This window comes from Stenotrophomonas sp. WED208, assembly GCF_040984485.1.
Lineage (GTDB): Bacteria > Pseudomonadota > Gammaproteobacteria > Xanthomonadales > Xanthomonadaceae > Stenotrophomonas > Stenotrophomonas riyadhensis.
This window is the reverse complement of the sequence record NZ_JAZARB010000001.1, coordinates 1,564,220-1,585,231: the sequence shown is the minus strand read 5'-3', so window position 1 is coordinate 1,585,231 and position 21,012 is coordinate 1,564,220. Positions and strand designations below refer to the sequence as shown.

Here is a 21,012-nt window from a genome sequence, read left to right as displayed (position 1 = left end):
ATGCAGCCGAGCATGGCTCGGCTCTACAGAACGGGTTACCGCCAGTCGGTGATGCCTTCGCGGCGGTACACCTCGGCGAACGCCGGGCGCGCCTTCATTGTCGTGGCGTGCGCCTTCAGCACCGGCCAGGTGTCGCTGGGCCTCGGCATGTTGCGCGACCAGCGCATCAGCATCACCAGCATGTAGTCGACCACGCAGGGGGCGTCGCCCAGCAGATGCGGTCCGTGCGCCTGCAGGTGCGTGGCCACATGCTGCCAGGCCGCCTCAAGGCGCTGACGGGCCATCTCGCGGCTCGCTTCGATATTTGCCTCGCCCGCCATTTCGTGCGGATAGAACCAGGCCCGATAGGCCGGCTGCAGCGTATTGGCACACCAGAACATCCAGCGGTAGGCATCGGCGCGCTGCGGCGTACCCAGTGCCGGCAGCAGGTTGGCTTCCGGATGGCGGTCAGCCAGATACAGTGCGATCGCCGCCGCTTCGGTCAGTACCAAGCCATCGATCAGCAGCGTCGGCACAACGCCGGCCGGATTCAGCGCCAGGTACTCCGCCGACTTGTGCTCGCGCGCGTCGAAATCCAGCAGCACCAGTTCGTGCTCGATACCCAGCTCGATCAGCAGCCAGTGCACTACCAGCGCGGCGGTACTGGTTGAACCATACAGCGTGGTGCTCATGCGGAAGATCCCGTGCAGGTGGATCGGCCGATTATGCGCCCACACGGGCGGTCACTGCTCAGCCGCAGCGGCTCATGCAGGTATCGCGGCCTTCGCTACAGGACATGATCGGCGTGCGTATCGCGCAGTCGTGCGTCTTCAGTTCACAGGAACGGCGCAACTCGGGGTTGGCAACGTCCTTGCAGCGCTTGTCTGGCGCCGGCACCATCTGTTGTTCGCAGCTGAAGTCGTTGCTGCCGACACTGCCCCGCGCCATGCAGCTGCGATAGTCGGCCTGGCACTGCATGCGGCACTGCGAGGAGGCGGAGAAGTCCGCACCTTCATAGGATGAGGTTGTACTGCAGCCGGCCAGGGCCAGCAGGATCGCAACGGCGATGAATCGATGCAGGCCCATGAACACGTCCTGTGTGAGGTCGCGCCGAGCCTAGCAGAGCAGATGCTGCAGGTTCGTTAACCCTCACCACACAACAACGGCGCCATACGGGCGCCGTTGCTTGAACCGGATGCGCGGCAGGATTACTCCACCACCACCGGAATCTTGCCGATGCGGGCCTGCCATTCGCGCGGGCCGGTCTTGTGCACCGATTCACCGGTGGAATCCACCGCCACGGTCACCGGCATGTCCTGCACGGTGAACTCGTAGATCGCTTCCATGCCGAGGTCGGCGAAACCGACCACCTTGGCCGCCTTGATCGCCTTGGACACCAGGTAGGCCGAACCACCGACAGCCATCAGGTAGGCCGACTTGTTGTCACGGATCGCCTCGATGGCCGCCGGGCCGCGCTCGGCCTTGCCGACCATGCCCAGCAGGCCGGTCTGTTCAAGCACCTGACGGGTGAACTTGTCCATGCGGGTCGCCGTGGTCGGACCAGCCGGGCCCACCACTTCGTCGCGCACCGGATCGACCGGGCCGACGTAGTAGATGAAGCGGCCCTTCAGATCGACCGGCAGTTCCTCGCCCTTGTTGAGCATGTCGACCATGCGCTTGTGCGCGGCGTCGCGGCCGGTCAGCAGCTTGCCGTTCAGCAGCAGGGTCTGGCCCGGCTTCCAGCTGGCCACATCTTCCGGCGTGATCGTGTCCAGGTCCACGCGGGTGCCCTTGGACGAATCGTAGGTCAGCTTCGGCCAGTCCTCCAGCGACGGCGGGTCCAGCATCACCGGGCCGCTGCCATCCAGGGTGAAGTGCGCATGGCGGGTGGCCGCGCAGTTCGGGATCATCGCCACCGGCAGGTTGGCCGCATGGGTCGGGTAATCGTTGATCTTGATGTCGAGCACGGTGGTCAGGCCACCCAGGCCCTGCGCGCCAATACCCAGCGCGTTGACCTTCTCGTACAGCTCCAGGCGCAGCTCTTCAATGCGGTTGGACGCACCACGGGCCTGCAGCTCGGTGATGTCGATCGGCTCCATCAGCGCTTCCTTGGCCAGCAGCATCGCCTTCTCGGCGGTGCCGCCGATGCCGATGCCGAGCATGCCCGGCGGGCACCAGCCGGCGCCCATGGTCGGCACGGTCTTCAGCACCCAGTCGACGATGGAATCGGACGGGTTGAGCATGGCGAACTTGGTCTTGGCTTCCGAACCACCCCCCTTGGCGGCGACGATGACGTCGACGGTGTTGCCCGGCACCACCTTGACGTTGACCACGCCCGGGGTGTTGTCCTTGGTGTTGATGCGCTTGCCGGCCGGATCAGCCAGCACCGAAGCGCGCAGCTTGTTGTCCGGGTGCATGTAGGCACGGCGCACGCCTTCATTGGCCATGTCTTCCACGCCCATGGTGGCGTCGTCCCAACGCACGTCCATGCCGATTTCCAGGAACACGGTGACGATGCCGGTGTCCTGGCAGATCGGACGGTGGCCTTCGGCGCACATGCGCGAATTGATCAGGATCTGCGCCATCGCTTCCTTCGCGGCCGGCGACTCCTCGCGCTCGTAGGCGGCGGCAAGGTTCTTGATGTAGTCGACCGGGTGGTAGTACGAGATGTACTGCAGCGCGTCGGCGATGGACTGGATGAGGTCTTCCTGCTTGATCGATGTCACGACTTGCTCGCTTGCTGGAGGCTGGCGGGGGTAATCCCCCCATTTTACCCCCTCCCCCGGCCGCAGGATCACAATCTCGGGGTCGGATCCCCTGCTAGGGGCTCTGACCCCACACTCCCTGTCACGCGTGCTCCCTTCCCGGCGTCCTGGTCGACATGAACCCTGAAACCGCATTCCAGACCCACCGCCCGCGCCTGATGGCCCTGGCCTACCGCCTGCTCGGCAGTCGCGCCGACGCCGAAGACGTGGTCCAGGATGCCTGGTTGCGCTGGTCCGGCGCCGACCCGGCGGCCGTCCGCGACCCCGAAGCCTGGCTGGTCACCACCACCACCCGGCTCGGCCTGGACCGGCTGCGCGCAGCCAAGCGCGAGCGCGTGCACTACGTCGGCCCGTGGCTGGCCGAGCCACTGGCGGTCACCCTGGAGCCCGACCCAGCGCCCGGCCCCGCCCAGCTGCATGCGTTTGCCGACGATGTCTCGGTGGCTTTCCTGACCCTGCTTGAACAGCTCGGCCCCGAGGAACGCGCCGCCTTCCTGCTGAAGGAAGCCTTCGACCACGATTACCGTGAGATCGCCGACCTGATCGGCCACAGCGAGGCCAACTGCCGGCAGCTGGTGCATCGTGCCCGGCAGCGCCTGCAGGCCGGGCGGCCGCGCTTCAACGCCGACGCCAGCCAGCACCGGCAGCTGCTGGCGCGCTTCATGGACGCCTCGCAGCGCGGCGACAGCGAAGCGATCCAGGCCCTGCTGCACGCCAACGCGCTGCTGGTTTCCGACGGCGGTGGCGTGGTTACTGCGGCGGTGCGGCCCCTGCTGGGCGCCGAACGCATCGGCCGCCTGTTCTGGGCCATCGCCCGCCACGGCGCGGTGCATCCTGCCCGGCTGGGCTATGTCAACGGCGAACCGGCGATCCTGCGCTTTGTCGGTGATCGCCTGCACTCGATCACCACCATCGAAGTGGTCGATGGCCGCATCGCCAACGTGTACAGCGTGTTGAATCCGGAAAAGTTGCCGGACGTTGTCACGCGCGGTGACGGCACGGCGTCCTTGTAATGAAAGGCGGCCATCGTGGCCGCCGTGGAGCCGAAAATGTCCGACCACGCCTCTCCCCGCGTCCCTTACACCCGCCTGGCCGCCGAAGCCTTCAAGGGCCTGCTGGCCACCAGCCAGGCGGTGCATGACAGCTCGATTGATCCGACCCTGATGGAACTGGTGTTCCTGCGCGTGTCGCAGCTCAACGGCTGCGGCTATTGCATGGACATGCATGCCACCACGCTGCGCAAGGGCGGCATCGAGCCGCGCAAGCTCGATACCCTGCCGGCCTGGCACGAAAGCCGCTTCTTCGATGCACGCGAGCGTGCGGCACTGGGCTGGGCCGAGGCACTGACCCGGCTGACCGACGGTGCACCGTCGCAGGCGGCATTCGATGCACTGGCACCGCACTTCGATGAGAAGGGCATCAGCGACCTGAGCATGGGCATCGCGGTGATCAATGCCTGGAACCGGCTGGGCGCGGGCTTGCTGCCGCCGCTGCCGTAAGCCGAATGAGGCATGGGCAACACTGTTGCCCATGCCTCAATTCCAATGAACAGTGGTAGTCGTAGCCGAGAACCCACAAGAACGTCGCTATGGGAAAACTGCCCACCCCCGTGCTGAAAGCGCTGCGTGACTATTACCAATCGGACGACCCCAAACCAGACGACGTGCTCCGCCTGCTGTCGCTTCATGACCTTTTTGCACCCAAGTTCCGGGTCGATCACGACACTGCAATAGGGGATTTAATGAACGTCTTCAGCAAGATCCTGAAAGATCATGTTGTGGACAACTTCATCTTGGGCGTAGCTGAAAATTCACCGTCGCTCAGAGCAGGTCTATCGGCCTACTCCTTCATGATCAACTTCCCCGCTCACACCTTCGCAAGCGATGACGGCGTCGTCTGCAATATCTGCGGAGAGTTCAGGGAGGTTACCGTCGACCCAACCTTCATAAACGCCATCCGCTTTCAGGCCGGCTGCATGGTAGGGAATTCACCAACTCACCTGACGCACTTCTTGATTGAACACTCCAGGACACCAAGGCGTACTCCCAGTAGCCTGACCAAGTTGTCAAGAATTCTCCAGGAAATCAGAAACACTAGTGCAGACGACACGCCCAACACACTACAACGCAGCATCCGCAGAATTCCTGGGGTGCAAATGAGCGTCTATGAGGCACGTGGCTTGCTTACTGCCTTGGGTCATGCGGGAATTCTTCAATCCGGGGCACATCAAGGCCTGGCTCAGGCATTCGTCAATGCGGAAACCGCACCTCGAAAGCACCATTCGTCGGATTGGGGTTACCCCATTTCGTTCTGGACAGGCGCTGATGGGCTGAATGACGATGCCTTGCGCTATTGGTTTTCGAGCTATCCCGAGCTACTGGATGGTCTGATCCAGCCGCGTTAATGCCACCCATTGCCGCACTCCCTTGTGGGGTCAGAGCCCTTTGCGCCGCAAAGGGATCTGACCCCGGCGCGGCCACACGGCTGCCCTGACCCCATCTGCACGCATCAGGCGCGCACAATACGCACATGCCTGCTACCCCCACCGCTGGCGCTGCCGCCGCGAAGAAACCCAGCCTGCGCCAGCGCTTCAGGGCGATGCGCAACCTGCCACCGTTCCTGCGCATGGTCTGGAAGACCAGCCCCGCGCTCACCCTGGCCAGCCTGGGGCTGCGCCTGATCCGTGCGCTGCTGCCGGTAGCGATGCTCTACGTCGGCAAGCTGATCATCGACAGCGCCCTGCACCTGAGCCAGCACGATGCCGGCTTCCCGCCGCTGGGCGAGGCACTGTCCAGTGGTGTGCTGAATCCACTACTGGGCCTGCTGGCGCTGGAATTCGGCCTGGCCATCGCCTCGGATCTGCTCGGCCGCCTGGTCAGCTACGCCGATGCCCTGCTCTCGGAACTGTTCGCCAACGTCACCAGCATCCGGTTGATGGAACACGCGGCAACGCTGGATCTGGAGGACTTCGAGGACCCGGACCTGCAGGACAAGCTGGACCGTGCGCGACGCCAGACCATGGGCCGGATGAACCTGATGAGCCAGTTGTTCGGCCAGGTACAGGACGCGATCACCGTGGCCAGCCTCGCCGTCGGCCTGCTGGTCTACGCGCCGTGGCTGATCCTGCTGCTGGCGCTGGCCCTGGTGCCGGCCTTCATCGGCGAATCGCACTTCAACGCGGCCGGCTACAGCCTCAACTTCCAGTGGACGCCGGAGCGCCGCCAGCTCGACTACCTGCGCCAGCTCGGTGCCAGCGTGGAAACGGCCAAGGAAGTGAAGATCTACAACCTGCACCGCTTCCTGGTGGAGCGCTACCGGCGCCTGTCGGTGGCGCTGTTCCAGGCCAACCGCGCCCTGGCCCGGCGCCGCGCGTTCTGGGGCACGCTGCTGGCCGCACTGGGCACGCTGGGCTACTACACCGCCTACGCCTACATCGCCTGGCGCACGGTGCGCGGCGATTTTTCGATCGGCGACCTGACCTTCCTCGCCGGCAGCTTCCTGCGCCTGCGCCAGCTGCTGGAGGGCCTGTTGATCGGCTTCTCGCAGGTGGCCAGCCAGGCGCTGTACCTGGATGACCTGTTCTCGTTCTTCCAGATCCAGCCGGAAATCCACTCGCGTGAAGGTGCGGTGCGCGTGCCGCAGCCGATCCGCCAGGGCTTCGTGTTCGAGAACGTCGGCTTCCGCTACCCGGATGCCGAGCAATGGGCAGTGCGCCACCTTGATTTCCAGCTGCAGGCCGGCGAAGTACTGGCGCTGGTCGGTGAGAACGGCGCCGGCAAGACCACGCTGGTGAAGCTGCTGGCGCGGCTGTACGAACCGGACGAGGGCCGCATCCTGCTCGATGGGCGCGACCTGCGCGACTACGACCTGGACGACCTGCGCGCCAACCTCGGGGTGATCTTCCAGGACTTCGTGCGCTACAACCTCAGCGCCGGCGAGAACATCGGCGTCGGCCAGGTCGAGGCGATGGACGATCAGGCACGCATCGCCGACGCCGCGCGGCGCGGCATGGCCGAGGAAGTGATCGACGACCTGCCTGGCGGTTACAACCAGCTGATCGGGCGCCGCTTCAAACAGGGCGTGGACCTGTCCGGTGGCCAATGGCAGAAGATCGCCATCGCCCGCGCATGGATGCGCAATGCGCAGGTGATGATCCTGGATGAGCCAACGGCGGCGCTGGATGCGCGAAGTGAGTTCGAGGTGTTCCAGCGGTTCAGGGAACTGGCGGATAATCGCACCGCAGTGCTGATTTCCCACCGTTTCTCCTCGGTACGCATGGCCGATCGCATCCTGGTGCTGGCCGATGGCCGGATCGAGGCCAGCGGCACCCATGAGCAGCTGATGACACAGGGCGGCCGCTACGCCGAGCTGTTCGAACTGCAGGCGGCCGGCTACCGCTGAGAACGCCTCTCGTTCCGCCTAATGAGAACCCGTCTCATTTGAGATAGAATCACCCCCGACGACTTCCGATAGATACGCCCATGTCCTCCGCTTTTGGCGCCGAAACGGTGCTTGAGGTCCGCCACTGGACCGATGCCTACTTCAGCTTTACCCTCACCCGCGACAGCGGTTTCCGCTTCGAGAACGGCCAGTTCGTGATGATCGGCCTGGAAACCGAGGCGCGGCCGCTGCTGCGTGCGTATTCCATCGCCAGCGCCAACTGGGAAGAGCACCTGGAGTTCTTCAGCATCAAGGTCCAGGACGGCCCGCTGACCTCGCGCCTGCAGCACATCAAGCCGGGTGACAAGGTGCTGGTCGGCAAGAAGCCCACCGGCACTCTGCTGATCAGCGACCTGCACCCGGGCAAGAACCTGTACCTGCTGGGCACGGGCACCGGCATGGCGCCATGGCTGTCGGTCATCAAGGACCCGGAAACCTACGAGCGCTTCGAGAAGGTGATCCTCTGCCACGGCGTGCGCTACGAGAAGGACCTGGCCTACCGCGATTACTTCGAGAAGGAACTGCGTGAGCACGAATTCCTGGGCGAGATGATCGGCGACAAGCTGCTGTACTACCCGGCCGTCACCCGCGAGCCGTTCGCCAACCAGGGCCGCCTGACCCAGCTGATGGAAAGCGGCGAGATGCAGCGCACCCTCGGCCTGCCGGAACTGAGCCCGGAAAACGACCGCGCGATGATCTGCGGCAGCCCGCAGATGCTGGCCGACCTGCGCAGCGTGCTCGATGCCCGTGGCTTCCAGGTCTCGCCGCGTATCGGCCAGCCGGGCCATTACGTGTTCGAGCGCGCGTTCGTCGAGAAATAAGGCTGCAACGGTAGTGCCGGCCGCTGGCCGGCTCTCCGTGCGCTACGGGATTGCCGGCCAGCGGCCGGCACTACCACCCTTCACAGCAGCGCTTCGATCTCGTCGCGCAGCTGCTCCGGCCTGGTGGTGGGCGCATGCCGCGACGCCACCTGCCCCTGGCGGTCGACCAGGAACTTGCTGAAATTCCACTTGATGCGGGCACTACCCAGCAGGCCGCGCTTCTCGCGTGACAGCCATGCCCACAACGGATCAGCCCCCTCGCCGTTGACCTCGATCTTCTCCGACAGCGGGAAGCTGACCGGGTAGTCCAGCGAACAGAACTGGCGGATCTGCGCGGCGTCGCCCGGTTCCTGCGCACCGAACTGGTTGCATGGGAACCCGATCACCACCAGGCCACGCTCGCGATACTCCTGCCACAGCTGTTCCAGCCCGGTGTACTGCGGGGTGAAGCCACAACGGCTGGCGACATTGACCAGCAGCAACGGGTGCCCCTGGTACCGGGCCAGCGCCTGCGGCTGGCCATCGAGGTCGCGGAAGCTGAAATCGTAGGCAGTGGTCATGGCAGCGGGCCGTGGGCGGTGAATGCATGGTACCCGCGCCCGGCCCCGGCAACATGCCTTTTGACACAAGTGCGGGCGCGGCCGGCCGGGTTACCCTCGGGCCCTTGTTTGCCTTACCGGAGTTCCTACCTTGACCACTCGCCTTGCCCTTGCCGTGGCCATGTCCCTCGGCCTTGCCCTGCCCGCCTTCTCGGCCGGCGCCGCCACCCCGGCTGCCAGCACCCATGCCCAGCAGGCCAATCCGTTCTTCGCCGAAAGCCCGCTGCCGCTGCACTTCCCGCAGTTCGACAAGATCAAGGACAGCGACTTCGCCCCGGCCTTCGACGCCGGCATGGCGCAGCAGCTGAAGGAAGTGGAGGCGATCGCCAACAACAAGGCCAAGCCGACCTTCGACAACACCATCATCGCCCTGGAAAAGAGCGGTGACATCCTCGACCGTGCGACCACCGTGTTCTTCAGCCTGGTAGGCGCCGATACCAACGACACCCGCAAGAAGCTGCAGGCCGACTACTCGGCGAAGTTCGCCGCGCACAGCGATGCGATCGCGCTGAACGGCAAGCTGTTCGCCCGCATCCAGGCGCTGTACGACACCCGCAGCCAGCTGGGCCTGGACGCCGAAGGCGTGCGCCTGGTCGAGAAGTACTACGACAACTACGTGCGCGCCGGCGCCAAGCTGTCCGAGGCTGACAAGGCCACGCTGAAGGCGATGAACGCCGAGCTGGCCAACCTGGGCACCAAGTTCAGCCAGAACGTGCAGTCGGAAGTGAACGCTTCGGCGATCACCGTCGACGACGTCAAGGAGCTGGACGGCCTGTCCAAGGAGCAGATCGCTGCCGCCGCCGAAGCCGCCAAGGCCCGTGGCCTGGAAGGCAAGTACGTGATCACCCTGCTCAACACCACCGGCCAGCCGCCGCTGACCAACCTGGCCAACCGCGCCCTGCGCCAGAAGATCTACGAAGCCTCGACCACCCGCGGCAGCCGCGGCGGTGAGTTCGACAACACCGCGCTGGTCTCGCGCATCATGCAACTGCGTGCCGACAAGGCCAAGCTGATGGGCTTCCCGAACTTCGCTGCCTACAACCTGACCAACCAGACCGCCAAGACCCCGGAAGCGGTCAACGCAATGCTGGGCAAGCTGGCTCCGGCCGCCGTGGCCAATGCCAAGCGCGAAGCCGCCGACCTGCAGGCGATGATCGACAAGGAACAGAAGGCCGCGCGCAAGCCGACCTTCCAGCTGGAACCGTGGGACTGGGCCTTCTACAGCGAGAAGGTGCGCCAGGCCAAGTACAACTTCGACGAGTCGCAGCTGAAGCCGTACTTCGAGATGAAGAACGTGCTGGAGAACGGCGTGTTCTACGCCGCCGGCCAGGAATTCGGCCTGACCTTCAAGCAGCGCACCGACCTGCCGGTCTACCACGATGACGTCACCGTCTACGACGTGTTCGACGCCGACGGCAGCCAGCTGGCGATCTTCATCTTCGACCCGTATGCACGTGCCTCCAAGCGCGGCGGTGCGTGGATGAACTCCTACGTCTCGCAGTCCAAGCTGACCGGCTTCAAGCCGGTGGTCGCCAACCACCTGAACATCCCGAAGCCGCCGGCCGGCCAGCCGACCCTGCTGACCTGGGACGAGGTGAACACCACCTTCCACGAGTTCGGCCACGCCCTGCACGGCATGTTCTCCAACGTGAAGTACCCGTACTTCTCGGGCACGTCGGTGCCGCGTGACTTCGTCGAGTTCCCCTCCCAGGTCAACGAGATGTGGTCGGACAACCCGCTCATCCTGAAGAACTACGCCAAGCACTACCAGAATGGTTCGGCGATGCCGCAGGCACTGCTGGACAAGGTGCTGGCAGCGGCCAAGTTCAACCAGGGCTTCGCCACGACCGAGTACCTGGGCGCAGCCATGCTTGATCAGCGCTGGCACCAGATCGGCGCCGACCAGGTGCCGGCCGCCAAGGACGTGATGGCCTTCGAGCGCGCCGCGCTGGAGAAGGACGGCATCTACTACGCGCCGGTTCCGCCGCGCTACAAGACCCCGTACTTCAGCCACATCATGGGCGGCTACTCGGCCGGCTACTACGCCTACATCTGGTCGGAAGTGCTCGATGCCAACACCCAGAAGTGGTTCAAGGACAACGGCGGCCTGAGCCGCAAGAATGGCGATCACTTCCGCGCCACCCTGCTGTCGAAGGGTGGCAGCGTCGACGCGATGCAGCTGTTCCGCGATTTCGCCGGCCACGAGCCGCAGATCGAACCGCTGCTGGAAAAGCGTGGCCTGACCGGCGCCGGCAACTGATCGCCCGCGCGGTAGCCTGAAACGAAAACCGCCCGGGAGACCGGGCGGTTTTTTGTTGTGATTGGGGTCAGAGCCCTTCTCTGCGAAAAGGGATCTGACCCCGGGGTCGGATCCCTTTCCGCGGAACGGGCTCCGACCCCGCTCCGGCTTCATCGTGGCGCCACGTATCCACCCGGCACGCCTTCCGGCGACAGCACCAGCTGCCACAGCTGCGCGTGCCGGCAACGGAAGGTGGCCATCGACCCGGCCAGGTAGAAGCGCCACATGCGCCGGAAGTGCTCGTCGTAGCGCGCATCCAGCCGCGGCCACGCCGCTTCCACGTTGCGCCGCCAGGCCTGCAGGGTCAGGTCGTAATCGGTACCGAAGTTGTGCCAGTCCTCCAGCACGAAGCGGCCCTCGAACGCCTTGGTGATCTGCACCGCCGATGGCAGCATCGAGTTGGGAAAGATGTAGCGCGCGATCCACGGATCGGTACGATGCCGCGAGATGTTGGTGCCGATGCTGTGCAACAGCAGCAGTCCGCGCGGCGACAGGCAACGCTTGGCCACCTCGAAGAAGCTGGCGTAGTTCTTGTCGCCAACGTGCTCGAACATGCCGATCGAGAAGATCGCATCGAACGGCTCGTCCAGCTCGCGGTAGTCCTGCAGGCGGATCTCGATGGGCAGGCCGGCGCACAGTTCGCGCGCGAACTCGGCCTGTTCCTGCGAAATGGTCACGCCGACGCCGCTGACACCATAGCGCTCGGCGGCGAACTTCAGGGCTTCGCCCCAGCCACAGCCGATGTCCAGCACACGCTGCCCCGGACGCAGGCCCAGCTTGCGGCAGACCAGGTCGAGCTTGGCCTCCTGTGCGGCGTCGAGGTCATCGGCATTGCGCCAATAGCCGCAGCTGTACACCAGGCGCTGGCCGAGCATGGCCTGGTAGAGATCATTGCCGAGGTCGTAATGACGGCGACCGACTTCGTAGCTGCCCTGCCCCACCTGCAGGTTGAACAGCCGCGCCTTCAGCGCATCGGCCACTTCGCGCCAGCCGTGCACCCGTTCGTCCAGGTGCGCCTGCATCAGGTGGACGAGGAATTCATCCAGGACGTTGGCATCCCACCAACCGTCCATGTAGCTCTCGCCGAGGCCGAGCGAACCGTGCGCCATGACCCGCGCGAAGAAGCGCGGGTCATGCACCTGGATATCCTGTGGCTGGGTACCGCCGATGCGGACCCCGGCTTCCTGCAGCAGGCCGGCGACCCGCTCCTGCAACCCTGTATCCACGCCACCTCCTCGACTGCGGTCAACCGCGTGCGAACAGCTCCACGTAGTCCTTGGCCACGTGCGGCAACAGCACCGCCGCCGGCACATCAGCGGTCTGGGTGCCGTCCGAGTATGGACCCACCTGGTACGGCGGGAACACAAAGCGCAGCGCGGTGATCTGCCCCTTGTCGTCGGTCAGCGGCTGGAACTGGCTGAAATTGTCGGCCTGCGGGCCAGTACCGTCGGCGATCATGCGCGATGCGTTGCGCAGCGATTCCTGCAGCTGGGCCGGGTCCATGTCCTCGCCGCTGAGGCGGGTGGCCACGCGTTCGCGCAGCTGGTCGGCGACGAAATCGCTGATCGCCTTCCAGCCCTTGGCATCGGCCACCAGCTTCTCGGCGCTGAGCATCTGCTGATGCTGCGGCAGCCACACGAAGCGGGCCACCAGCGGCTCGCCATGGGCGCCACCGGTGTAACGGCTGCCATCGGCACTGACCACCACCAGCTGCGGGGTTTCCAGCAGCTTCTCGAAGCTCAGCGACAGCTCGTAGGGCATGGTCGGCTTGTCGTTGCCGAGTCCGTCCAGCGCCTGTTGCAGGTCACTGCGCGCACTCGTCGCATAGTTCTGCAGCGCGCGCGCCAGGCCCGGGTAACGGTCGATGCCGGCCGGATAGCTGATGCCTACCACTTCGCGCTCGTTGTTCTCGATCACGTCGCGCAGGTCCAGCGGCGCTTCCGTGGCCGGCGTTTCACCTGCGGCAGTGGCCTCGGCGGCAGGCGCCGCATCGGTCGCCGGTGCCGGCTCGCTCTCACGCTGGCAACCGGCCAGCAACAGCACGCCCACCACGCCGGCCAGCACGCTGCCGCGCAATGGCCGGTTGTTTCCAATCTTCATCGGGATCCCCTGTTCATGTTTGTACATCATCGCCTGCCATGGCTGAAGCGTGACCCGCTGGCGTTCAGCCAACGAGCAGGTCGTGGTACTCCTCGTGCCGCTGCAGGAAGGCCTCGGCGTAGGAACATGCCGGCACCACCTTGTACTTCTGCTCGCGGGCGAAACGCAGTGCCACACGGGTCAGCTCACCGGCAATGCCACGGCCGGCGATCGGCTCGGGCACCTCGGTGTGGGTGATGACCATGCGCCTGCGCTTGATCTGGTAATCGAGCACCGCCAGCTGTCCACGCACACGGGCGGTGAAGCGGTGGTTGGCCAGGTCGTGTTCGACCTCGTAGGCCAGACCGGGGGGCGTGACCGAAGCCATGGAACTGTCTCCTGCGGCGACTGCGTGGATGGTGCGCAGCCGGGCGCCATGATCGCGTGAAGCCTGAACAGGGGCAAGTCCAGTGCGTTCACGTCAGTTTTCGACCCTCAAGCTGGAGGGCCAGCGGCCGCTATCGCCTGTGGAGGGGTCCGGCCAGGCTGGCACGGCCCTTGCGACCGATGATCATGCGCACCACCGTGGAGGCCCCGATGCACCCCAGCGATCCCCATTCCGATACCGACCGCGCCCTGCTGGAGGGCCTGCTGCAACTGGCGGTGGAAGGGCAGACCGAAGAGCAGGATTTCCAGCGCATCGGCGAGGAAGTGTTCGCCCGCCTGCTGGACACCTACGGCCAGCAGACCGCAACCTGAGCCTGCCGGGGCGGATCGCTGCCGATCCGCCCCGCTCCCGCCATCAACCGCCGCCGAGGCGGAAGGTCGGGTTGGAAAGTTCGCGCAGGAAGTGGGTGAAGATGCTCGGCTGCATGGCCAGCATGAAGATCACGCCGAACGCCGCGCCTGCCAGGTGCGCGCTGTGGTTGATGCGGTCACCGCCGCGCTTGTCCATCCAGATGCTGTAGCCGACGTAGAACGCGGCGTAGACGATGGCGGGCGCCGGGATGAAGAACACCAGGATGATCGACCACGGCTTGATCAGGATGAAGGCGAACAGCACCGCCGACACCGCCCCGGACGCACCGAGGCTGAGGTAGTTCGGGTTCTTCTGGTTCTTCAGGTAGCTGGGCAGGATCGAGACCAGCAGCGCACCGATGTAGAACGCCGGGTAAGTCAGGTAACTGCCGGTCAGCTGCACCATCACGCTCTCGATGAATCCCCCGAAGAAGAACAGGGTGATCATGTTGAAGATCAGGTGCGACCAGTCGGCGTGGATGAAACCATAGGTCACCAGCCGGTCGTACTGGCGGTGACGGTCGACGGCTGGCGGCCACAGGATCAGGCGGTCGGCCAGCTTGCGGTTGTTGAACGCCATCCACGACAGGAGGGCGGTGATGGCGATCAACAGCAGATTGACGGGGGTCATGTCAGGCTCAGGCGCTACGGTAGTTGTCGACCATACGATAGCGTTTCGCGTACCAACCGAAGGCCAACGCCGCGACGAAGGCGAAGCCGGCGAAGAAGAACATCAGGAACGCCGCTTCGCTCAGGCCTGTGCCGGCGATCTGGTGGGTCACCGTGTCGTTGCGCACCGCCGCGTTGGACAGCAGCACCCACAGGTTGCCGATGGTGGTGGTCAGGTTCCAGAAGCTCATCACCACGCCCTTCATCGCCTGCGGCGCCTGGCTGTAGGCGAACTCCAGGCCGGTGGCCGAGACCAGCACCTCGCCGAAGGTCAGCAACGCGTACGGCAGCATCTGCCAGAAGATCGACATGGCGTTGCCGCCGTCCATCACCACCTGGATGCCGCCCACCACGATCCAGGCCAGGCCACTGAAGGCAATGCCGGCGGTCATGCGGCGCAGTGCGGTCGGCTCGAAGCCGAAGCGGCGCAGGGCCGGGTACAGCACCAGGTTGTTGAACGGAATCAGGATCATCACCAGCAGCGGGTTCAGTGCCTGCATCTGCGAGGCGGTGAACCAGCTCGGCATCTGCATCTGCTGGCCCTGCAGGACCCAGGTCGAGGCCTTCTGGTCGAACAGCGAGAAGAACGGCGTGGTCAGCGCGAAGATCACCAGCACGCGCAGCACCGAGCGCACGCCCTCCACGGCTTCGGCCGGATGCTGGCCACGGGCGCGGTCCAGCTGCAGCCAGGTGCCACCGCCGATGCCCGCCAGGATCGACACCAGCGCAAGGCACAGGCAGATCACGATGCCCAGCGAGCCGACCAGGCCGAACGAGGCCACTGCCAGCACCAGGCCGAGCACGGCGATCACCAGGCCCGGACGGCCCTGGCCGGCCACGCGCGCGGTCAGCGCGGTGCGTACCACGTTGGCGAACGAATGCGGATCCTTCGGCGGCAGTGGCACCAGCACGTAGCGCTTGCGGCCCAGCCAGAACACGAAGGTGGCGATGAACATCAGGATGCCCGGGATGCCGAACGCCCACTGCGGGCCCCAGTTCTTCAGCACCAGCGGGATCAGCAGCGAGGCGAACAGCGAGCCGAAATTGATGATCCAGTAGAAGGCATCGAAGACGACCTTGGCCAGGTGCTTGTTGCTCTGGTCGAACTGGTCACCCATGAACGAGGCCACCAGCGGCTTGATGCCACCGGCGCCGAGCGCGATCAGGCCCAGGCCGAGGAAGAAGCCTTCGCGGCTGTTCTCGAACAGCGCCAGGCACAGGTGGCCGGCGCAGTAGACCAGGCTGAACCAGAGAATGGTGTGGTACTTGCCGAAGAACTTGTCGGCCAGCCAGCCACCGAGCAGCGGGAAGAAATACACGCCGATCATGAAGCTGTGCATGATGTCCTTGGCTTCACCGGCACGGCCTTCCGCCGTGATTTCCTGCAGCAGCAGCGAGGTGATCAGGAACTGCACCAGGATGTTGCGCATCCCGTAGAAACTGAACCGCTCGCAGGCCTCATTGCCGATGATGTACGGAATCTGGCGCGGCATCTTTCCTTGGCCGGCGATGGGGGCGACTGCGTCGTGGCTCATCCTGTAAGGCATTCCTGCAAAGCGAAAGGCGCAAGGTTACCGGAACCGGGGCTTGCGAAGCACGCTGCAGGGCTGCATGACAACGGTGCCAATCCATGGCAGGCCGTTCTGGCCCTGCCGGAAGTCACGGCACCTGCACGACAAAAGCGTAAACTTATCGTTATGCGCCCCCTCGCCCTCGCCCGCCTCCTGCTCAGCTGTCTCGTGCTGCTGCTGGCGTTGCAGGCCCAGGCGCGGCCGCAGGCGCCGGCCGCCACTGCCAGTGACAACGAGCCCCGGCAACTGACCGTGGCCGCGCTGGAACTGCCCAGCCGTGATGATGCGCATTGGAAGCAGCGCCGCGAGCAGGTCGCGCAACTGCTGACCGAGCTGCAGCCGGACGTGATCTCGGTGCAGCAGGTGCTGCAGCAGCAGGGCCGCAATCCAGCCTGCTGGCTGGCCAGCCGGCTGCGCTACAGCTGCGACTTCGTCACCGCTGACCCTCCCAGCCAGCCACTGCGGCATGGCAACGCCATGCTGACCCGGCTGCCGGTCAGCGAAGACGGGGTGACCCTGCTGCATCCTCCCGGCACCTTCAGTGCGGCCGGAATGATGCGCCTGAAGCTGGGCGAGGCGCTGGTCAACATCTATGTCGCGCGGCTGCGCCCGGACCCGGACGAGGCCACCGCCCGCCAGCACCAGACCAGCGATCTGATGACCTGGATCGGCGCCACCTCCGAGGGCATGCCGAGCCTGATCGCCGGCGATTTCTCGGCCAACACGGTGGAACTGGTGCGCAGCACGCCGGGTTTCCAGCCGGCCCGGCGCAATCCCGGTGGCCGTGCAGACCCGCCTGCGGCCAGCGGCGGCGGTGCGAGTGGCCATGGGCTGGACGTGCTGTTCCAGGTCAAGCACTTCGGCGGCATCCGCCAGCAGCCGATCCTGCTGCCGGCCGACGGCGACCTGCCCGGCCTGCGCCTGGGCGTGATGGCGACCCTGCGCCTGCAGGGTGATACGGCCACTACCGAATGAATCCTGCAACAGAAAAGGCCGGGGTCTCCCCCGGCCTTTTCAGTTCATCCCGTTACCGCGATCAGGCGATCGCTTCCTGGTAACGGCGCTCGACTTCGTTCCAGTCGATGACGTTGAAGAACGCGCCGATATATTCCGGGCGGCGGTTCTGGTACTTCAGGTAGTACGCGTGTTCCCACACGTCCAGGCCGAGGATGGGGGTGTTGCCTTCCATCAGCGGGCTGTCCTGGTTGCCGGTGCTCTCGACCACGACCTTCTTGTCCGGGGTCACACTCAGCCACGCCCAGCCGCTGCCGAAACGGGTCAGCGCCGCCTTGGTGAAGGCATCCTTGAACTTGTCGAAGCCGCCCAGGTCCTTGTCGATGGCCTTGGCCACGTCGCCCACCGGGTTGCCGCCGGCGTTCGGGGCCATCACGGTCCAGAACAGCGAGTGGTTGGCATGGCCACCACCGTTGTTGCGCACCGGGCCCTGCAGGTTCTCCGGCAGCGACTTGAGCTTCTTCACCAGCTCTTCGACCGGCAGGTCAGCGTACTCGGTGCCTTCCAGCGCCGCGTTGACGTTGTTGATGTAGGTCTGGTGATGCTTGGTGTGATGGATTTCCATCGTCGCCGCATCGATATGCGGTTCCAGCGCGTCGTAGGCGTAGGACAGCTTGGGCAGGGTGTAGGCCATGATGCATCTCCTGATTGCGAGGGCACCCGACGATGTCGGGCGGTGCGCGGTGAATGATGGGGACAGACCGCCAGATTACCAAGGGGGATGTAAAGGAAATTGCGTCCTGCCAGTGAGCACGACGGCAATTGTTACGCATCAGTGACGCAGCGATCTCCTCATGCACCGTGCAGCGCGCAGGCGCTACAGTGCGTGCACCACCCTCGCCCGCCCCTGCCCATGCGCAACCCCCGGCTGCTGATCACCGCCATCGCCCTGCTGCTGCTCGGCCTGGTCGCCAACCATTTCCTGCAGCGGCCACCGGCGCCGCAGTTCGCGCCGGACCTGCAGGGAGCGCCTACGGCACGGGCGCCTGCCACGGCCACGCCCGGCAAGGACAACGGCCTGCCCGCGTTCCTGCCGGCTGAAGCGCGCCAGACCATCGCCCTGATCCAGCGTGGTGGCCCGTTCCCGCATCGCCAGGACGGCAGCACCTTCGGCAACCGCGAACAGCAGCTGCCGCAGCGCCCGCGCGGCTACTACCGCGAATACACCGTCGACACCCCCGGTGCGCGTACCCGCGGCACGCGCCGCATCGTCACCGGTGGCGATCCGCCGGAGGCGTGGTACTACACCGACGATCACTACGCATCGTTCCGCAGCTTCACCGTGCCAGCCCAGGGAGCGCAGCAATGAGCCACGATGATTTCGGCCTCGGCCTGCATGACATCAACAACGCTGGCGTCTACGCCATCGACAGCGACGACATCGGCGCACTGGCCGCGGCGATGCGCGATGCCGGACTGAAGGTGATCCGCATCGATCTGGAAGGCGTGGCCGACAAGCGCACCCTGCTGGCCCGGCTGGCCGCACAGATGGATTTTCCGGCAGGCTTCGGCGGCAACTGGGATGCCCTGTCGGACAACCTGCGCGACCTGCAGTGGCTGCCGGCCAACGGCTACGCGCTGTTCCTGGCCGACGTGGACACGTTGCGCGCCTCCACGCAGAAGGACTTTGACACGTTGCTGGACGTGATGGACGAAGCCAGCCGCGACTGGGTTGGCCGCGACGTGCCGTTCTGGGTGTTCCTGTCGCAGAGCGCGTGACGTCATCGCCCAGGTAGAGGCCGACCCTGGTCGGCGCACGTGCTCCGGTAGATGCCGACCTTGGTCGGCGCTTCTGTGCCAACCAAGGTTGGCACCTACCAAAGCGCGAGCCGGCCAGCAGGTCGGCCGTGACGTGCGGTTCTGGGTGTTCCTGTCGCAGAGCGCGTGAGGTTACTGCCCTGGTGGATGCCGACCTTGGTCGGCATGCGCTGATGCCTTGGCAGAGACCGACCTTGGTCGGCGCTTCTGTGCCAACCAAGGTTGGCACCTACCAAAGCGCGAGCCGGCCAGCAGGTCGGCCGTGACGCGCGGTTCTGGGTGTTCCTGTCGCAGAGCGCGTGAGGTCACTGCCCTGGTGGATGCCGACCTTGGTCGGCATGCGCTGATGCTTTGGTAGAGGCCGACCTTGGTCGGCGCTTCTGTGCCAACCAAGGTTGGCACCTACCAAAGCGCGAGCCGGCCAGCGTGTGGGGCGCGGCCCCCCTGCCTAGCGGCTCCCGTTATCTTCCTGCAGCTCTTTCTTGAACGGAATGTCCGGCGGCGGTCGTGCCACCGCCGGCTGGTCCTGCATGTTGGGGTTGGTCAGGCCACAGCCACCACCGGCCTGCAGGATCGAGATCACGCAGGAGATCTTCGTGCTGGTACCCGGCAATGGAATCTCCATCGCCTTGACGCCCTTGCGCACCCACTCGGCCAGCAGCGATTCCTGCGGCACCCAGTACTTGTCGAACGACGTGGGCGTGTAGTCGTACGGGGGGCGCTTCAACCAGGTGCCCGATTGCGCGATGCGTTCCTTGCTCCAGCCATCGTTGGCGCCACCGGGCGCACCGCGCTCGGCACGACCCTCGCCCTCCTGGCCCGGCACGCGGACGCTGCCATCGGCATTGAACAGGCCACTGCCCTTGCCGCTGGTACTGGCCTGGCGGGCGCCAGTGGCGGCGCCGTCATGGCTGCGGCTCGATGCACCCCAGTCATCGCCCTTGGCGGGCGTGGCCCAGTTGCCCGGATCGGGGGCCGGGCGCGCTCCAGCCTGGGCCGGGGTCGTGCTGGATGCAGCAGGCCGCGCGGCGCTGCTGCTCGCCTGCGTCGCGCTGCCATTGGCCGCCGGCGCGGGCGTTGACGCGGGTGCATTGCCACTGGAAGACGAAGGGGCTGCCACCGGTGCCGAGGCTACTTCGCGCTCGCGCACCTGTACGTCACGACCCGCCGGCGCATGCACTGCCGGTTCACGACCGGCGACGGTCGCCATCCGCACCTGCGGATCAACCACCGCCTGCACTTCACGCTCGCGCACCTGTACGTCCCGCTGCGGCACGCGCACCTGCACATCGGCCGTGCGCAGCGGCTGCGACACCGCCGGTGCATCGACCGTACTGACTTCGCGCTCCTGCACCGGGATGTCACGCAGCTGCGGCGTCCGCACCGCGATCTGCGGCGCACGCATCGCGGCTGGGGTTGGCGGCGCCTGCACCGGTTGCACGCTGCGCTCGCGCACCGTGGGTGTGGTGTCATGCGGCACGATGCTGACCTCGGTGCGCGGCACGCTGACCGGCGGCACCACGAAATCCGTGCTGGCCTGCGCCACTTCGGTGGCCTGCACCGGCGACGGTGGCGGGGCCGCAAGCGGGGCCGGCTCGACTTCGGCCGGCGGCGACGGCACGCTGGCTGCCGGTGCTGGAGTCGGTGCGGGCGCAGGCGCCGACGCGGCCGCAGGACGCGGCTCAGGTGCAGTCGCAGCCCCCGCTTCCCGGCCGGCGGCAACCTGGCCGGCCGGTGCCGCCGCAGCCGCCTCGGCACCCGGCTGATCGCCCCCACCTTCCTGGGTGGCGCGACCGACGAATTCCACCTGCACACGCTCGCCTTCGGCGCCCTCTGCTTCCGGTGCCGTGGTGCGGATCACCGCCACCCACAGCAGCAGCATGAAGAACAGCAGGTGCAGCAGCGCGCTGGCCAACGCCGAGGTCCAGCGCATCCAGCGCTGATCGCGCGGCGCAGCATCCCAGTCCTGCCAGAACAACCGGCGCAGCGCCTGCCAGGGTGACAGGCGAGGCGATTGGCCCGGCGGTCCTGGCAGCGGGCGTGGCAGCAATACCGCAATCACTTCGCGGGCGTGGAACGGCCGCGGCAGCGGGCCCAGCGAGCGCAGCCACAGCGCCCAGCCATAGGGCAGGCGCGTGGTCTTCTCGAGGACGGCGCGTGGCTGCTGGCGGGCCAGCAGCAGTTCGATGAGTTGCTCGGCCCGGGTCAGAGGCACGCGTC

The 21,012-nt window shown here is 65.8% G+C and carries 21 protein-coding genes; 10 read left to right on the top strand and 11 right to left on the bottom strand.

Going from position 1 to position 21,012, the window contains the following annotated elements:
- Nucleotides 1-35 precede the first annotated feature (35 nt).
- From VPH47_RS07015 to VPH47_RS07005, 3 genes are all read right to left on the bottom strand, one after another.
- Entirely contained in the window at nt 36-671 is a 636-nt protein-coding gene (locus VPH47_RS07015) for a glutathione S-transferase family protein (RefSeq protein WP_368850387.1), read from the bottom strand.
- 58 nt (nt 672-729) lie between these two features.
- Nucleotides 730-1,065, bottom strand: a complete 336-nt coding sequence (locus VPH47_RS07010) for a hypothetical protein (RefSeq protein ID WP_110712858.1) — start codon at nt 1,063-1,065, stop codon at nt 730-732.
- A gap of 122 nt (nt 1,066-1,187) precedes the next feature.
- Nucleotides 1,188-2,705 carry a fumarate hydratase gene (locus VPH47_RS07005; RefSeq protein WP_006377486.1) on the bottom strand — a complete coding sequence of 506 codons (1,518 nt, stop codon included), beginning with the start codon at nt 2,703-2,705 and terminating at the stop codon, nt 1,188-1,190.
- 155 nt (nt 2,706-2,860) lie between these two features.
- On the opposite strand from VPH47_RS07005, the gene VPH47_RS07000 reads away from it, so the two are divergent.
- The 5 genes from VPH47_RS07000 (at nt 2,861) to VPH47_RS06980 (ending at nt 8,005) form a co-directional block, all read left to right on the top strand.
- Nucleotides 2,861-3,757: an RNA polymerase sigma-70 factor gene (locus VPH47_RS07000; RefSeq protein ID WP_368850386.1), complete on the top strand. Its 897-nt coding sequence runs from the start codon at nt 2,861-2,863 to the stop codon at nt 3,755-3,757.
- Between the two features lie 36 nt (nt 3,758-3,793).
- A complete protein-coding gene (locus VPH47_RS06995; RefSeq protein ID WP_012511595.1) occupies nt 3,794-4,243 on the top strand; it encodes a carboxymuconolactone decarboxylase family protein in 450 nt (149 codons plus the stop codon).
- Nucleotides 4,244-4,332: 89 nt separating this feature from the next.
- A complete protein-coding gene (locus VPH47_RS06990) occupies nt 4,333-5,148 on the top strand; it encodes a hypothetical protein (RefSeq protein ID WP_368850385.1) in 816 nt (271 codons plus the stop codon).
- Between the two features lie 125 nt (nt 5,149-5,273).
- The gene (locus VPH47_RS06985; RefSeq protein ID WP_368850384.1) at nt 5,274-7,145 is read left to right on the top strand and encodes an ABC transporter ATP-binding protein; all 1,872 of its coding nucleotides are present in this window, start codon (nt 5,274-5,276) and stop codon (nt 7,143-7,145) included.
- 80 nt (nt 7,146-7,225) lie between these two features.
- Nucleotides 7,226-8,005 (top strand): ferredoxin--NADP reductase, encoded by a 780-nt coding sequence (locus VPH47_RS06980; protein ID WP_046984352.1) that lies wholly within the window; start codon nt 7,226-7,228, stop codon nt 8,003-8,005.
- Nucleotides 8,006-8,085: 80 nt separating this feature from the next.
- Here the strand turns inward: VPH47_RS06980 and VPH47_RS06975 are convergent, their stop codons facing one another.
- Nucleotides 8,086-8,565: a glutathione peroxidase gene (locus tag VPH47_RS06975; RefSeq protein ID WP_197611420.1), complete on the bottom strand. Its 480-nt coding sequence runs from the start codon at nt 8,563-8,565 to the stop codon at nt 8,086-8,088.
- Nucleotides 8,566-8,695: 130 nt separating this feature from the next.
- Here VPH47_RS06975 and VPH47_RS06970 point away from each other — a divergent pair, with 130 nt between their 5' ends.
- Nucleotides 8,696-10,864, top strand: a complete 2,169-nt coding sequence (locus tag VPH47_RS06970; RefSeq protein WP_368850383.1) for a M3 family metallopeptidase — start codon at nt 8,696-8,698, stop codon at nt 10,862-10,864.
- A 149-nt stretch (nt 10,865-11,013) separates the two neighbouring features.
- On the opposite strand, the gene cfa is transcribed toward VPH47_RS06970, so the two are convergent.
- Genes cfa through VPH47_RS06955 form a run of 3 tightly spaced genes read right to left on the bottom strand, consistent with a single transcriptional unit; the run spans nt 11,014 to nt 13,370 of the window.
- Complete coding sequence (cfa, locus tag VPH47_RS06965; protein ID WP_110712866.1) at nt 11,014-12,129, bottom strand: cyclopropane fatty acyl phospholipid synthase; 1,116 nt, start codon at nt 12,127-12,129, stop codon at nt 11,014-11,016.
- Nucleotides 12,130-12,148: 19 nt separating this feature from the next.
- Nucleotides 12,149-13,030, bottom strand: a complete 882-nt coding sequence (locus VPH47_RS06960) for a DUF3298 and DUF4163 domain-containing protein (protein WP_110712867.1) — start codon at nt 13,028-13,030, stop codon at nt 12,149-12,151.
- Nucleotides 13,031-13,067: 37 nt separating this feature from the next.
- Nucleotides 13,068-13,370 (bottom strand): GNAT family N-acetyltransferase, encoded by a 303-nt coding sequence (locus tag VPH47_RS06955; protein ID WP_006455911.1) that lies wholly within the window; start codon nt 13,368-13,370, stop codon nt 13,068-13,070.
- Nucleotides 13,371-13,555: 185 nt separating this feature from the next.
- Between VPH47_RS06955 and VPH47_RS06950 the strand changes: the two genes are divergently transcribed.
- A complete protein-coding gene (locus VPH47_RS06950; protein WP_153855960.1) occupies nt 13,556-13,741 on the top strand; it encodes a hypothetical protein in 186 nt (61 codons plus the stop codon).
- 43 nt (nt 13,742-13,784) lie between these two features.
- Here the strand turns inward: VPH47_RS06950 and VPH47_RS06945 are convergent, their stop codons facing one another.
- Both VPH47_RS06945 and VPH47_RS06940 read right to left on the bottom strand, forming a co-directional pair.
- On the bottom strand, nt 13,785-14,411 hold the full coding sequence (locus VPH47_RS06945; RefSeq protein WP_180846708.1) for a rhomboid family intramembrane serine protease: 627 nt from the start codon (nt 14,409-14,411) through the stop codon (nt 13,785-13,787).
- 7 nt (nt 14,412-14,418) lie between these two features.
- Nucleotides 14,419-15,984: an oligopeptide:H+ symporter gene (locus tag VPH47_RS06940; protein WP_197611423.1), complete on the bottom strand. Its 1,566-nt coding sequence runs from the start codon at nt 15,982-15,984 to the stop codon at nt 14,419-14,421.
- A 162-nt stretch (nt 15,985-16,146) separates the two neighbouring features.
- Here VPH47_RS06940 and VPH47_RS06935 point away from each other — a divergent pair, with 162 nt between their 5' ends.
- Complete coding sequence (locus VPH47_RS06935) at nt 16,147-16,995, top strand: endonuclease/exonuclease/phosphatase family protein (RefSeq protein WP_368850382.1); 849 nt, start codon at nt 16,147-16,149, stop codon at nt 16,993-16,995.
- Between the two features lie 61 nt (nt 16,996-17,056).
- Here the strand turns inward: VPH47_RS06935 and VPH47_RS06930 are convergent, their stop codons facing one another.
- Nucleotides 17,057-17,668 (bottom strand): superoxide dismutase, encoded by a 612-nt coding sequence (locus VPH47_RS06930; RefSeq protein WP_005410310.1) that lies wholly within the window; start codon nt 17,666-17,668, stop codon nt 17,057-17,059.
- Nucleotides 17,669-17,887: 219 nt separating this feature from the next.
- Here VPH47_RS06930 and VPH47_RS06925 point away from each other — a divergent pair, with 219 nt between their 5' ends.
- Nucleotides 17,888-18,343, top strand: coding sequence for a ribonuclease domain-containing protein (locus VPH47_RS06925; RefSeq protein WP_110712872.1), 456 nt, complete (start codon nt 17,888-17,890; stop codon nt 18,341-18,343).
- On the top strand, nt 18,340-18,753 hold the full coding sequence (locus VPH47_RS06920; protein ID WP_368850381.1) for a barstar family protein: 414 nt from the start codon (nt 18,340-18,342) through the stop codon (nt 18,751-18,753). Before VPH47_RS06925 ends, VPH47_RS06920 begins: the two co-directional genes overlap by 4 nt.
- 487 nt (nt 18,754-19,240) lie before the next feature.
- Here VPH47_RS06920 and VPH47_RS06915 read toward each other — a convergent pair whose 3' ends face one another.
- The gene (locus VPH47_RS06915; protein ID WP_368850380.1) at nt 19,241-21,007 is read right to left on the bottom strand and encodes a hypothetical protein; all 1,767 of its coding nucleotides are present in this window, start codon (nt 21,005-21,007) and stop codon (nt 19,241-19,243) included.
- Nucleotides 21,008-21,012: the final 5 nt, after the last annotated feature.